At 46.8% G+C, this 12,940-nt stretch carries 12 protein-coding genes and 1 pseudogene; 6 read left to right on the top strand and 7 right to left on the bottom strand.

The window, feature by feature from the left end:
• Window positions 1-9: 9 nt before the first annotated feature.
• Window positions 10-678 (bottom strand): transglycosylase domain-containing protein, encoded by a 669-nt coding sequence (locus tag G3W54_RS01290; RefSeq protein ID WP_162651352.1) that lies wholly within the window; start codon window positions 676-678, stop codon window positions 10-12.
• 320 nt (window positions 679-998) lie between these two features.
• The gene (locus G3W54_RS01285) at window positions 999-1,904 is read right to left on the bottom strand and encodes a LysR substrate-binding domain-containing protein (RefSeq protein ID WP_162651351.1); all 906 of its coding nucleotides are present in this window, start codon (window positions 1,902-1,904) and stop codon (window positions 999-1,001) included.
• A gap of 158 nt (window positions 1,905-2,062) precedes the next feature.
• Here G3W54_RS01285 and ugpB point away from each other — a divergent pair, with 158 nt between their 5' ends.
• The 6 genes from ugpB (at window position 2,063) to G3W54_RS19230 (ending at window position 7,567) form a co-directional block, all read left to right on the top strand.
• Entirely contained in the window at window positions 2,063-3,376 is a 1,314-nt protein-coding gene (ugpB, locus tag G3W54_RS01280) for a sn-glycerol-3-phosphate ABC transporter substrate-binding protein UgpB (protein ID WP_162651350.1), read from the top strand.
• Between the two features lie 70 nt (window positions 3,377-3,446).
• Window positions 3,447-4,328 (top strand): sn-glycerol-3-phosphate ABC transporter permease UgpA, encoded by an 882-nt coding sequence (gene ugpA / locus G3W54_RS01275; RefSeq protein ID WP_162651349.1) that lies wholly within the window; start codon window positions 3,447-3,449, stop codon window positions 4,326-4,328.
• 32 nt (window positions 4,329-4,360) lie between these two features.
• A complete protein-coding gene (gene ugpE, locus G3W54_RS01270) occupies window positions 4,361-5,197 on the top strand; it encodes a sn-glycerol-3-phosphate ABC transporter permease UgpE (protein WP_162653501.1) in 837 nt (278 codons plus the stop codon).
• Entirely contained in the window at window positions 5,198-6,244 is a 1,047-nt protein-coding gene (gene ugpC / locus G3W54_RS01265; RefSeq protein WP_162651348.1) for a sn-glycerol-3-phosphate ABC transporter ATP-binding protein UgpC, read from the top strand.
• Window positions 6,241-7,182, top strand: coding sequence for a glycerophosphodiester phosphodiesterase family protein (locus G3W54_RS01260; protein ID WP_162651347.1), 942 nt, complete (start codon window positions 6,241-6,243; stop codon window positions 7,180-7,182). The genes ugpC and G3W54_RS01260 overlap by 4 nt, the downstream gene beginning before the upstream one ends.
• On the top strand, window positions 7,118-7,567 hold the full coding sequence (locus tag G3W54_RS19230) for a hypothetical protein (protein WP_244627805.1): 450 nt from the start codon (window positions 7,118-7,120) through the stop codon (window positions 7,565-7,567). Before G3W54_RS01260 ends, G3W54_RS19230 begins: the two co-directional genes overlap by 65 nt.
• Window positions 7,568-7,821: 254 nt before the next feature.
• On the opposite strand, the pseudogene G3W54_RS01250 reads toward G3W54_RS19230, so the two are convergent.
• The 5 genes and pseudogenes from G3W54_RS01250 to G3W54_RS01230 form a co-directional block, all read right to left on the bottom strand.
• Window positions 7,822-8,486: pseudogene (locus tag G3W54_RS01250) on the bottom strand (IS6 family transposase).
• Between the two features lie 123 nt (window positions 8,487-8,609).
• Window positions 8,610-10,229 (bottom strand): TRAP transporter large permease subunit, encoded by a 1,620-nt coding sequence (locus tag G3W54_RS01245; protein WP_244627804.1) that lies wholly within the window; start codon window positions 10,227-10,229, stop codon window positions 8,610-8,612.
• A gap of 2 nt (window positions 10,230-10,231) precedes the next feature.
• Entirely contained in the window at window positions 10,232-10,753 is a 522-nt protein-coding gene (locus G3W54_RS01240; RefSeq protein ID WP_162651345.1) for a TRAP transporter small permease subunit, read from the bottom strand.
• A gap of 88 nt (window positions 10,754-10,841) precedes the next feature.
• Window positions 10,842-11,936, bottom strand: a complete 1,095-nt coding sequence (locus tag G3W54_RS01235) for a TRAP transporter substrate-binding protein (RefSeq protein WP_162651344.1) — start codon at window positions 11,934-11,936, stop codon at window positions 10,842-10,844.
• Between the two features lie 38 nt (window positions 11,937-11,974).
• A complete protein-coding gene (locus tag G3W54_RS01230) occupies window positions 11,975-12,937 on the bottom strand; it encodes an ornithine cyclodeaminase family protein (protein ID WP_162651343.1) in 963 nt (320 codons plus the stop codon).
• Window positions 12,938-12,940: the final 3 nt, after the last annotated feature.

The raw sequence follows: 12,940 nt of genomic DNA, 5'->3' as shown, positions 1-12,940 counted from the left end.
CTAGAGCGCCTATTTACATCCTTCTAGCCATACATCTTTCAGATCAAGTGGCTCACATGCTTTGGCAATGAGCTTTTCAATTCGGGTCACACGCTCGGTCAGCGCAGCACCTGGTTTGCGCAGGTTGTATTTCGCAGGTGCAATCATCACCGCGACCAGCGATAAAAATTCTCGATCTGAAAGTTCGTTGACCTCCTTGCCATAGATTTTACGGCTGGCATTGAAAAAACCTGTCATCCAGCCATCCGGGCCTTTGCCCATCTCAACACTATCGAGAAACAGCGCAAAAATTTGTTCTTTGCTAAGTTCAGCTTCCAAACCCATCGCATAGGCCGTCTGCCGAAACTTTGCGATGCCTGGCTTGAACTCTGAAAAGCCAACGCGCTTGGCCAGAGATTGGGTGAGGGTGGTAATGCCCGCACCTTTGGATGTCAGGTCAATGCCAGAATGGTCATAATAGCCCGGATCCTGAACCAGAAGCAGTTGCGCGGCCTTGTTTTGTCCCAAATCATCAGGCCCCAAATCATCAGGCCCTTTGCCATCGGCGATAAGTTGGTCCGCCCGAACCTTCAATTGGGCAGCATCTTTGGTGGCGTCAGCATAGCAATAAACACCATAAACCACCACCGCTATAGCTAAAAGAAAGATACCCTTGATAATATTTCGGACAATAACCATAAAAAACTCCCGCATACCTATCCAACACCCAAAACATCGCGCCAAATTGCGTCAATAAAATGCTTGAAATGTGTTTTGTGTTTGGCAGTGCGGATGATGGTGGGGTGGTGTTGAGACGTGTGGCAATTCTGCACGGGTTTAGTGATGCCGATGGCAGTTGGATAGTTGCGGTAGCATGCAAACCACTAGTTCCGCTCTTAGGTTAAGAACGGATACTTGAACTGCAAATTGGGATGTTAAAAATGTGCCTAAGGAGACAAAATCTTGCTCATCGCTTCGCCTAATATTTTTCGCATGCCCTCAAAGTTTGATCGGTAAACTCACTCGCGAACACGCAGATTTTGCAAACTTTCCTCAAACATAGTCATGAACTCAAGCGTTAATTTTGATGGGTGCCGATGAATTGGACGAACTAACGATAAGTTATGCGAGATACTGGGTTCAAAGGGACGAAAATCTACACCCCGATCAGCATAACTTCTCGCATCAAGCTCACTAACGATCGATAACCCCGCGCCATTTCGTACCAATTCACATGCAGCTGTGAATTGTCGAATTTCAATATGCGGTTTAAGTGGCACACCTGCAACCTTAAACGCCGAGTCTATGGAGCCAAAAAATGCACTGTCTCGCCGCGTGTGAATGATCGGTTGATCTTTCAGATCAGCGGGCGTGATAACATCAAGTTCACAAAGTGGATGACCTTCTTTAAATATACAGACAGAGCGAATCGGCACGGTCTCGTGTTCAATGGCAGGGTGGCCATCAAAACCATCGGTGATACCGCAATCAAATTGCTCCCCCACTATCCACTCTAGGATACGTTCTGGTCGATCAGGTTCAACTGTTATGGTTACCCCAGGTCGGTCCGCCATGAAACTGGCTATGATGGCAGGCAAGTGACTTGTTGCAAAACCTGGAAGGCATGCAACACGTATGTGACCAGCTTTTTGGTTGGACAAGTTTCGACCAGCTTCGGTGATGAAAGACATGGATTCAAGGACACGCCTTATGTCTGGCAATAAGAACCGGGCTTCCTGGGTCAGGTTTATTCGACCGTCTTTTCGATGAAATAATTTAAAGCCGAGATCTTTTGTAAGGTCGGCCAATAATCGACTGACGGCTGGTTGAGAGATCTTCAAAGATTCAGCTGCTTTTGTCATGCTTCCATGATCTGCAAGCGCGTTTAAAGCCTCTAGCTGACGTATCCTGACCGGTCCTTCCAATGTTGCCTCCCAAAGCCAAATTGTACATATTTATAATATTATGTTATATAAAACGCAATAAAAACGCACTTGAATTATAAATTTTTCTGACTTATGCTCATTTATCGATGCCGCGATATGGCGTTTATTTCGAGACAAAACTATCTGGGAGGATAATTATGAAGAATTTAGTTCTTGGAGCAGTTGCTCTTTGTTCAACAGCGCTTACGCCTACTTTGGCGGCTGCGCAGACCGAAATTCAATTCTGGCATGCATTCACCGGTCGCCTTGGCGATCTGGTTGCTGAACAGGTAGAAACATTTAATAGTAGCCAGAGCGACTATAAAGTTACGGCTTCTCACAAAGGTAATTATTCAGAAACGCTCAATGCTGGTATTGCTGCTTTCCGTGCTGGCGAACAACCAAACATCTTGATGGTTTTTGAAGTTGGTACCGCAACAATGATGAGCGCTAAAGGTGCGATTAAACCTGTATTTGAAGTGATGAGTGAAGCAGGCGCTACATTCGATCAGGATGCTTTCATCGGATCAGTTAAAGGTTATTACACATCAACTGATGGTCAAATGTTGTCATTGCCGTTTAACTCATCAACACCAGTGCTTTGGGTTAACAAAGATGCGTTAAAAGAAGCGGGTATTGCTGGCGATGTTGATTTGTCCACATGGGATAAAGTTGGCGAAGTGCTAGATACTCTAAAAGCTGCAGGTAGCGAATGTCCGCTAACAACTGCTTGGCAGAGCTGGATCCATTTGGAAAATTTCTCTGCTTATCACAACACTCCATTTGCAACGAAAGACAATGGTTTTGCAGCGCTAGATACGGAGCTTTCATTTAACAGCCCGCTACAAGTTAAGCACATCCAAACAATGGGTGACTGGGCCAAAGAAGGTAAGTTCTTCTATGCTGGTCGCCGCAATGAAGGTGGTGCAAACTTCCGTGCTGGCGAATGTGCGCTGTTCACAGAAAGCTCTGCTGGTTACGCTGGGATCAAAAGTGAAGCCAAGTTTGAATTTGAAGTTCGTCCATTGCCATATTGGTCAGAAGCATCAGGCGCTCCGCAAAACACAATTATCGGCGGTGCATCTTTATGGGTGATGGAAGGCCATGATGCTGATGAATACAAAGCAACAGCTGCATTCTTAAACTTCCTGTCTTCAACTGATATCCAAGCCAAGTGGCACCAGGATACAGGTTATCTGCCGATCACATCAGCGGCTGGTGACAAAACTAAAGCTGACGGGTTTTATAATGAAAACCCAGGTACAGATATTGCCGTTATTCAAATGACCGCAAAAGAGCCAACAGCCAATTCAAAAGGCTTACGTCTCGGTTCATTTGATCAGATCCGTGGCATTATCGATGAAGAGTTAGAAGCTGTTTGGTCAGGCGATAAAACAGCTCAAGAAGCACTTGATAGTGCAGTTGAGCGCGGGAATCCGTTGCTCCGTCGCTTTGAGCAAGCAAACCGCTAGAACTCTCCCAAGCATGTGGTTGTCGGAAGAAGTAACTCTTCCGGCAGCCTCTTAAAATTGGATCAAGTTTATGGAAAAACGCGTTCGCTTTAACGGCTGGCTTTTGCCGCTATGTCTGGTGTTTCCGCAGATTTTAATATCTGGGGTATTTTTTTTCTATCCCGCAGGACAAGCTATATGGCAGTCGATGTTTATACCCGACCCGTTTGGGTTGTCGTCCCAGTTTGTTGGGTTTGGAAATTTCGAATTTCTACTTACCGATAAATACTATTTGTCAGCGTTTGGAACGACCGCGCTTTTCTCTACACTTGTCACAATCGTGTCGATGGTGCCGGCACTGTTTCTTGCTGTATTGGCTGATCGATTAATCAAAGGCGCATCCACCTATCGAACATTGCTTATTTGGCCCTATGCGGTGGCCCCAGCCATTGCAGGTGTTCTTTGGCTATTCATGTTTAATACACGTGTGGGGATTGTGTCCTGGTATTTAGGTCAATTAGGCTATGACTGGAACCATGTTTTAAATGGCGAGGAGGCCATGGGGCTGGTTGTTGTTGCCTCGGCTTGGGGAAGAATAAGCTACAATTTCCTATTTTTCTTTGCTGCACTACAAGCTGTACCACGGTCGGTGATCGAAGCTGCGGCAATTGATGGGGCAAGATTCTGGCGCCGTTTTTACACAATAGTACTGCCACTTCTATCGCCAACAACATTCTTCTTACTGGTCGTAAATATCGTTTATGCATTCTTTGAAACCTTCGGCGTCATCCACACAATTACCTCTGGTGGTCCGCAGCAATCGACAACAATTTTGGTTTACAAAGTGTTTTCCGATGGCTTTGTTGGGCAGGATCTTGGGTCCTCAGCCGCACAATCGGTGATCCTACTCATTGTCGTTGGAGCATTGACGGTTCTGCAATTTAAATTCGTAGAAAAGAAGGTGCATTACTGATGAGTAAGATTGTAAAAGATCCCGCACCTGGAATGGTCGAAAAAAGAGGCGGCTCATTGTGGCTTACTCATGCGTTGATGATCTTTGGTATCCTGATTGTCTTCTTCCCAATCTGGCTTGCGTTTGTGGCATCTACCGTAACCCAGCCTGAGATTGTAAAGCCTCCAATGCCGCTATTGCCCGGTGGCCATTTTATTGAAAATTATACTCGCGCATTATTTGCAGGAGTGAACGTGCCTGTGGCAACTATGCTGTTCAACTCGCTTATTATGGCGATTGGCATTGCAGTTGGTAAAATCATTATCTCTCTCCTATCAGCTTTTGCCATTGTGTATTTTAAATTCCCGGGTCGTTCGACGTTTTTCTGGATGATATTCATCACGTTGATGCTGCCAGTAGAAGTTCGCATTGTGCCAACGTACGAAGTGGTTGCTGGCTTTGGCATGTTAAACAGTTACTCTGGTTTGATCTTTCCATTAATCGCATCGGCAACAGCGACATTTTTGTTTCGGCAATTTTTTATGACAATTCCTGATGAATTGGCAGAGGCTGCGCGTGTTGATGGCGCGCGACCAATGCGCTTTTTCATTGATATCATCATCCCGATGAGCCGCACAAATATTGCTGCACTCTTTGTGGTTTTGTTCATCTATGGTTGGAACCAGTATTTGTGGCCTTTGTTGATCACAACTGAGCCAGACATGAACACGATTGTGATGGGCATCAAACAAATGTTCCCATCAGGTGATGACACTGCTGATTGGCCGGTCATTATGGCCACGTCCATTCTGGCAATGATCCCTCCAGTTGTTGTGGTGATTTCTATGCAGAAATTGTTCATCAGCGGACTAGTAGATAGTGAGAAATAAATGGCAACGATAAGTCTAAAAGACATTAAAAAACGCTATGGCAGAACCGAAGTTATTCACGGTGTCAGCGTCGATATTGAAGATGGTGAATTTATCGTAATCGTTGGACCTTCTGGCTGCGGTAAATCAACGCTTTTGCGCATGGTAGCGGGTCTTGAAACCATTAGTGAAGGAGAGATCCAAATCGATGGCGGTAGGGTGAATGAAAAAGAGCCCATGGATCGCGATATCGCTATGGTATTTCAAAACTATGCGCTTTATCCGCATATGTCTGTGCGCCAGAACATGGCGTATAGTTTGAAAATCGCAAAGGTTCCGGCAAGCGAGATTGAGCATAAGGTGCAGGAAGCCGCAAAACTTTTGCAACTTGAGCCATATTTGGATCGTAAACCTAAAGAACTATCAGGTGGACAACGTCAGCGCGTTGCAATGGGACGTGCGATCGTACGTGAACCTGCGGTGTTTTTATTTGATGAACCACTTTCTAATCTTGATGCTAAATTACGCGTACAAATGCGCCTTGAGATTAAACAGCTTCAGGCTAATTTAGGGATCACATCCTTATATGTAACGCACGATCAGGTCGAAGCCATGACAATGGCTGATCGTATGATTGTTATGAATGGCGGCATTGCCGAACAAGTGGGATCGCCACTTGATGTATATGAAAAACCTCAAACATTGTTCACCGCTCAGTTTATCGGAAGTCCGGCAATGAACATTGTCGCTGGCAATGTGAAAACTGGCAAAGTAAGTGTGGGAAACTCTTATGTTTGTGACAGTGATGCGCCTGATGATTCAGTATCTGTTGGTATGCGTCCGGAGCATGTTGTAATTGATCCTGAAGGTCCGCTAACGGTTAACGTATTTCAGTCAGAACCTTTAGGTGCCAACACATTATTGCATGGTAAGTTAGGTAATGAGCCATTTACTGTAAGTGCTCAAGGTGTGCACAGAATATCCAAGGCGGGTGAAGAAATCCGTCTGTCGATAGCTCCGGAAAATGTGCACCTATTTAATGTCGATAGCGGAAAGAGAATTGGATGATCTACTCCCAATTTCTCCGTAAAAAGCTACAGGGATTAGGCGCTAAGCCTCTAATTTATGGCCATCGCGGTGCGCGTGGAGAATTGCCTGAAAATACTATGCCGGGTATCAGGCATCTAGTTGAGAATGGAATTTTTGCAGTTGAGATTGATGTGCAAAACACAGCTGACTCTGTTCCCATTCTTCATCATGATCCTGAAATATCGACCAATTTAGCCAAGGATGAAAATGGTGATTGGCTCGATCAAACAGGTCCTAAAATCATCGAGAGTACATATTCTGACTTGCAGTCTTATGATTTGGGTGCCCTTAAACCCGGTACGGATTATCAAAAAAAGTTCCCTAACCAACTTGTGATGAACGATGTTTCTGTTCCTACTTTGGAAACCTTTTGTGAGTGGTTGAGCGAGCAACCAGATTTCGTCGCAAATATTGAGATTAAGTCATATGCAAACCGTTCTGATCTCGGCGATAGTCCATCCGGATTGGCAAGAACGGTTATAACAGCACTTGAAAAGTTTGGCGTGAGCGAACACGCAATCATATCCTCATTTGACTGGCGTGTGCTGACGGAATGTCTTAGTCTAGATGATCAAATTACCTTAGGATTCTTAAGTTATTTTGATCGACCAAACCCACCGATGCAGCCCAACATTTATACAGATTCTCCGTGGATGGCAGGGGCGCATTGGTCAGGCGCTAAAACTTCATTGCCGAATATAATCAAGAACCTTGGTGGTCAAATATGGGCGCCATTTTTCCAAGATATCACAAAAGAACACGTAGCGATGGCGCAACAAATTGGATTGATCGTAAATGTCTGGACCGTCAATGAAGAAGCGGACATATTCAGAATGATCGATTGCGGCGTGGATGGCATTATTACCGATTTCCCCGCGCGAACGAAAGCACTCCTTTCAGGCTCGAAAACGCCTTAAAACCATCTGCTCGAACTTGGGTGATGTCCATTTATCAATTTTGAAATTTCAGGTGAAAGTATGTTTCATTGGTGACTTTATTCAATATTCTCGGTTCTGTTGCGCTTCTGTTATGGGGCTTCGTATGGTTCGCACGGGTGTTATGCGATCATATGGACTTGTGCTTAAAAGATGGGCGAGACGCGCTGAAGGCAAATGGATTACATCTTTTATATCAGGTTTGTTCGTCGCAATCACGTTGCAAAGTAGCACGGCAACAGCGATGATCGCAGCGTCCTTTTCCGCACAGAATGTCATGGCAACATCAACCGCTTTTCTGATCATGCTTGGCGCGGATGTGGGAACGGCTTTAGCTGTATTGGTATTGTTGCAGCTGGATCGTTAGATGTTGAAGCAGGAATATATTTGGTACTTGGCGCAAATATTGGTAGCGGTCTGTTACCTGTGGTCGCCAATTGGCAATCATCAAAAAATGCCAGAATTCCTGTTACCGAAAATCTTATGATTAGAATGATTGGCGTGGTAATTACCTACTTCTTTGTTGATCAATTGATCCAACAAATGAGTGCATATATTGCAACTAATCGGTACTGTCATGTTAATTTGAGTGGTTTGAACAAGGCATCAACTTCTCGAATTTTAAGCGGTCAACTCGTCGGAGTATTCGCACCAAAGACTATGTTCGTCTGATCTAGCTTGTCGGTATGAATTAGCGAAGAGTGTAGCAGCGTGGACGAAAGAGACAGGCTATTTGATCGTGAGCTGCTAGAAACATTTGAGCTTGCCTTGGTGATTTGAAGCGACCGAATATCTTTTCACGCCTCCTGGTTTGTCTGTGTGAAACCTCGGCTTTGTTATTCAGGCCTTTGTGTTGGCGGTGTTCGACGCCCAGGATCAGTTGGCGTTTTGCTGCCCCATGGCTGCCTAATTCATCAGTGATGAGAACGCGAGGTTCACCATATTGTTTGACCAATTTACGCATGAAACGTATTGCCGCTCTGGTATTCCGGCACGATTGGATAAGGATATCCAGAATATCGCCATTAACGTCAATAGCTCGCCAGAGCCAGTGTTTCTGGCCCTTGATTACGATCACGTCGGATCGACCTTGCATACTGCTGCCCGAACTTTGCGACCCATGATCGAATAGTTTCATAAGAAACTGCAACACCTCGTTCCGCCAACAGGTCTTCCACATCGCGCAGGCTCATGTTGAACCTAAAGTATGCCCAAACGGAGTAGCTGACAACAGATCCAGGAAAGCGATGGCCTTTCAGTGACGGAAGTTTTGGGTGGTTTTTCATCAGGATGCGCTAAACTGCGATGAAACCATCGTCAACATGACAGTAACCCGCCGGGAGGGTACGCCGCAGGCGGGAGAAAAGAAGATCCTGTGACGAATGTATGCTGATGAGTATGCAGGACGATTACCCTCCATAAATCTGTGCGGGAAGCCAAATGGCCAGATTTGGGAAGAACCATAAAATCACCAGGCAGAATAGTTGGATCAGAACGAAAGGTATGACTCCCTTGTAGATCTGGCCCGTTTTGATTGTGTCTGGAGCCACTCCCCTTAGGAAGAATAATGCATATCCAAAAGGTGGTGTGAGGTATGACGTCTGAAGGTTCAAGGCCATCATAACTCCCAACCAAACGGGGCTCATGAGAACACCTGGTGCCACCTCCATTTGCAATAAAACCGGAGCAACGATCGGTACAACGATAAAGACGATCTCAAGATAGTCGAGGAAGAACCCAAGAAAGAACATGATGATCATGACGATCAAGACTGCAGACAAAGTACCACCCGGCAGCGATTTCAGCCATTCCTCGATAATTTCGTCACCGCCGAACCCGCGGAACACGAGTGAGAACATGGCCGCACCGATCAAGATCACAAATACCATTGATGAGATGCTCATGGTTGAGCGCATGACTTGTGCGAGCACTCTTAACCCGTTGCTGCTGCGTTCCTTGAATGTCGTTCGAAGAGCAACGGCCATTGCAAAGAGGAAAACACACGTAGCAACAATAGCAGCCGCGATTGCGATCCAATCCTTCGTAGTCACAACGTCGCGTTGCGACCGCAAATCAAATCCTAAGGCAAGGGTTACCATGACAGCAAATGCAATGAGGCCAGCTAGCATGGTAGTTCTCGTCGCAACATTAAGTTTGTAGGATGCGAGTAAGATTGCGCCACCGCCACCCACTGCAGCCGCCTCTGTGGGTGAGGCAATACCGGCCAAGATCGAGCCCAACACGGCAACTATCAAAAATATTGGCGGGATCAAAGAACCCAACAATTTCCAGATCAGACGGTTATCACCATTCGCATTGTCTTCAGGCGGCATAGCAGGTGCTATAGCCGGATTTATTATCGTTCGAACAAAAATGTAAAGGATATAAAGACTTACAAGAACAAAGCCTGGAAAGAGAGCACCAGCAAACAGCTCATTTACGCTTACTGTATCGGGTGAAAATATTCCCTGCTCAAATTGCGCATTTTGGTAAGCGACGGAGAGCTGATCTCCTAAGATGACCAAAATGATTGAAGGAGGAATGATTTGGCCGAGTGTTCCGGAAGCTGTGATGATGCCGCATGACAAAGAAGGATCGTAGCCACGGCGTATCATGACCGGCAATGATAACAGTCCCATGGTGACAACGGTGGCACCAGCTATGCCAGTTGAAGCGGCTAGCAACGCACCAACGATGCAGACTGCATAGGCTATGCCGCCGGGTTTTGAACCGAAGATGCGCGCCATGTTTTCAAGAAGTTCTTCGGCGAGTTTTGATCGTTCGAGCATCACGCCCATGAAGACAAATAGAACGACCGCAATGAGCACCTCATTGGTCATGATCGAGAAAACCCGTTGTGGGAACGCAGTCATGATGGCCCAATCGAGCACACCAAGGTATGCGCCTATCGCCGCGATAATCAGTGAACTACCGGCCAGAGTAAAAGCAACCGGAAATCCAAATAGGAGAAGAGTTGCAACGAGGCAGACCAAAGCTGCACACATGAATTCAGGGGTGATAAATTCCATTACTATACCTCCTCGACGGTTTTACCGCCGATAATCAGAAGGCACTTGATGGCTTCGGAACATGCTTGCAGTCCTAGCAGCCCGGCAAAGACCCAGATCATTGTTTTGTAGAGAAAGATAAGAGGCAGACCACTCAGTTCGATTGAGCCTTCCAGCGCGGCCCAACTGTTCGTGACATAACCCCAAGATAGATAGATTGTTGCAAAACAGACAGGCAAGAGTAGGGCGAGTATTCCAACTAGATTGACCCATGCCCTATAAACTTCAGATTTACCGCGGTAAAAGACGTCAATCCTGACATGACCATCGGCGAGGAAAACGGCTCCGGCAGCGACCATGAAGACGGTCCCGTGCATATACCAAATTGATTCTTGTAAGGAGATGGAACCAATCGAAAAGACGTAGCGCAGTATGACGACTGTCAGTTGTACGAGGACCATTATGAGAGTGAGCCACGCAGTTGTTCGTCCGATCCAATCATTGAGTCGGTCAACTAGCAGCGAGATAGTGCGCAGTTTTTCCATTTGAAAGTTCCATAGTGCATTCGAAGACAGCTCTCGCAACACCGATTGGTGACGCGAGAGCTCTTAGTGAAAACGCTCAAGAGCGTGACTAGCCGTTGATGTTGCGCTTGTTCATGTACGCGCCATCTGAGATGCCCGACCAGCTTCTCGCTTTTCCAAGGAAATCGTTGAAGCTGTCAGCGACCTTTTTGGTGTCAGCGTCGGTTGCAGCCACCTTGGCAATAATGTCCGGCGTGACTTCCGCAACTTTCTTGTAGACCTCGTCTGGGAACTCAACCAGATTTACACCATGCTCTTCGACAAGCGTCTTAAGTGCGCCTGAGTTGTTGGCGGTGTATTCTGCTAAGTCATAAACGTTCTCTGCCATCGCACAGTATTCGATGATAGCGCGATCTGAAGCTGACATTGCGTCCCACTTGCCTTTGTTAAAGCCAACTGAAAGCAAAGTTCCCGGCTCATGGAATCCAGGGTAGTGGTAGTTTTTCACGACCTTATAGAAGCCAAAGGCTAGATCGTTCCAAGGACCGACCCATTCAGTCGCATCAATTGTTCCGGCCTGAAGGGCAGGCAGAATTTCTGACCCGGACAGGGTAACAGGTGTAGCGCCGAGCTCTTTGAGAACGTCACCGCCAAGACCGGGCATACGCATTTTCAGACCTTTGAAGTCATCAAGCGATGTGATTGGGTTTTTGAACCAGCCACCCATTTGAGAGCCTGTGTTACCACAAGCCAATGGCTTGATGTTAAACGGCGCAGAAATGTCGTCCCAGATTTGCTGACCACCGCCATGGTAGATCCAGCCGTTCATCTCATCAGCTGTCAAACCCATTGGCACAGCTGAGAAGAACGCAAGCCCTTTAGCCTTACCCTGATAGTAATATTCAGCGGAGTGATAAAGATCTGCGGCACCCTCTTGGACCGCATCATGCACACCGAGCGCTTTCACTAGTTCGCCAGCAGCAAGTACCTTGATGGTGATGCGTCCGTCGGTGGCCTTGCCAACCCGTTCAGCAAAACGCGATGCTGCTGTTCCAAGGCCGGGAAAGTTTTTCGGCCATGAGGTTGCCATGCGCAGTTCAATTTTGTCCTGCGCAATTGCGGGTGTTGCAAGAACTGCTGCTCCGGCGCCAGCTGTGACAACGGCACCTTTCGCAATGAAGTTTCTTCTATTTAAATCAGTCATTTTTTACTCCGTGATTTGGTTGTTGGGCACTCGCTGGTTCACGCGCTGTTTCTCCTCCCAGTGAATTTTCGATATGCGAGTGTTGCTGCTGCAAGGTCCTCCAGCGCAGTACCAACTGCTTTGAAGAGCGTGATTTCTTCGGCGGTTTGTCGTCCAGAATGTTTTTTGTTGCACAATTGAGAGAGGTCAGCTTTGACCTCTTCTTTGGACAGAACACCGTTTTTTATAGGATCGATGATGTCGCCGCTTTCTGAGAAAGCGCCATCGGTGTCGATGAATACTGAGCTTCTCAGTATGGCTTGATCATCAGTTTCACGCATCAGCGGAGTGAAGCCGCCGATGAGATCGAGATGTTGACCTGGTTGGAGCCAGTCACCTTTGACAAGAGGCTCTTTTGAGAGCGTTGCACAGGTTATGATGTCTGCCTCTTCGACAGCATGTTTTAGATAAGCACTTGCGGAGGCATTGAAGCCGTCTTGCTTGAGCTTTCTGACAAGTGCTTTCGACTTCTCAAGGTTTCTGCCCCAGACGATGACATTCTTGATAGGGCGCACTGCGCGATAGGCGTAAGGCAGGTTGGAGCCAAGTCGACCTCCACCCACCACCAGCAGCGTTTCGGCTTCAGGATTTGCCAAATAACTTGCGGCAAGTGCTGATGCGGCCGCTGTGCGGCGGGCGGTGATCTCCCCCCCGTCAAGCATTGCAAGGTGATGACCTGTCTTTGTGTCAAACAGTAGGTAGCTTGCCGACAAAGCTGCCTTGCCTCTGTCAGCATTTCCTGGATTAACATTGACAAGTTTGATGCCACCTAATTGCTCGCTGTTCCAAGCCGGCATTAACAAGAGGGTTGCATCAGGATCATTCGGGATTTTGATTGTATGGTGATGTCTTAGCGGGGCCTCGCAGCCCTCAACAAAACCGGATCGGAGTGCCTCAATGAGTTCGTCAAAGGGTAGGAGGTCTTTGGTTTCTTGGGGGCCTAGTGCGAAAAAATCTGTCATGGT

Source organism: Lentilitoribacter sp. Alg239-R112 (assembly GCF_900537175.1).
In the GTDB taxonomy this organism is placed as follows: domain Bacteria; phylum Pseudomonadota; class Alphaproteobacteria; order Rhizobiales; family Rhizobiaceae; genus Lentilitoribacter.
This window is presented reverse-complemented; position numbering and strand designations above follow the sequence as displayed.

What these genes read in the sequence shown, in the direction of transcription:
- G3W54_RS19230 (WP_244627805.1), top strand. Translation starts at nt 7,118, where the DNA reads ATGGCATTATTACCGATTTCCCCGCGCGAACGAAAGCACTCCTTTCAG.
- G3W54_RS01240 (WP_162651345.1), bottom strand. Translation starts at nt 10,753, where the DNA reads ATGGAAAAACTGCGCACTATCTCGCTGCTAGTTGACCGACTCAATGAT.
- ugpC (WP_162651348.1), top strand. Translation starts at nt 5,198, where the DNA reads ATGGCAACGATAAGTCTAAAAGACATTAAAAAACGCTATGGCAGAACC.
- G3W54_RS01290 (WP_162651352.1), bottom strand. Translation starts at nt 678, where the DNA reads ATGGTTATTGTCCGAAATATTATCAAGGGTATCTTTCTTTTAGCTATA.
- G3W54_RS01260 (WP_162651347.1), top strand. Translation starts at nt 6,241, where the DNA reads ATGATCTACTCCCAATTTCTCCGTAAAAAGCTACAGGGATTAGGCGCT.
- G3W54_RS01245 (WP_244627804.1), bottom strand. Translation starts at nt 10,229, where the DNA reads ATGGAATTTATCACCCCTGAATTCATGTGTGCAGCTTTGGTCTGCCTC.
- ugpB (WP_162651350.1), top strand. Translation starts at nt 2,063, where the DNA reads ATGAAGAATTTAGTTCTTGGAGCAGTTGCTCTTTGTTCAACAGCGCTT.
- G3W54_RS01230 (WP_162651343.1), bottom strand. Translation starts at nt 12,937, where the DNA reads ATGACAGATTTTTTCGCACTAGGCCCCCAAGAAACCAAAGACCTCCTA.
- ugpA (WP_162651349.1), top strand. Translation starts at nt 3,447, where the DNA reads ATGGAAAAACGCGTTCGCTTTAACGGCTGGCTTTTGCCGCTATGTCTG.
- G3W54_RS01235 (WP_162651344.1), bottom strand. Translation starts at nt 11,936, where the DNA reads ATGACTGATTTAAATAGAAGAAACTTCATTGCGAAAGGTGCCGTTGTC.
- ugpE (WP_162653501.1), top strand. Translation starts at nt 4,361, where the DNA reads ATGGTCGAAAAAAGAGGCGGCTCATTGTGGCTTACTCATGCGTTGATG.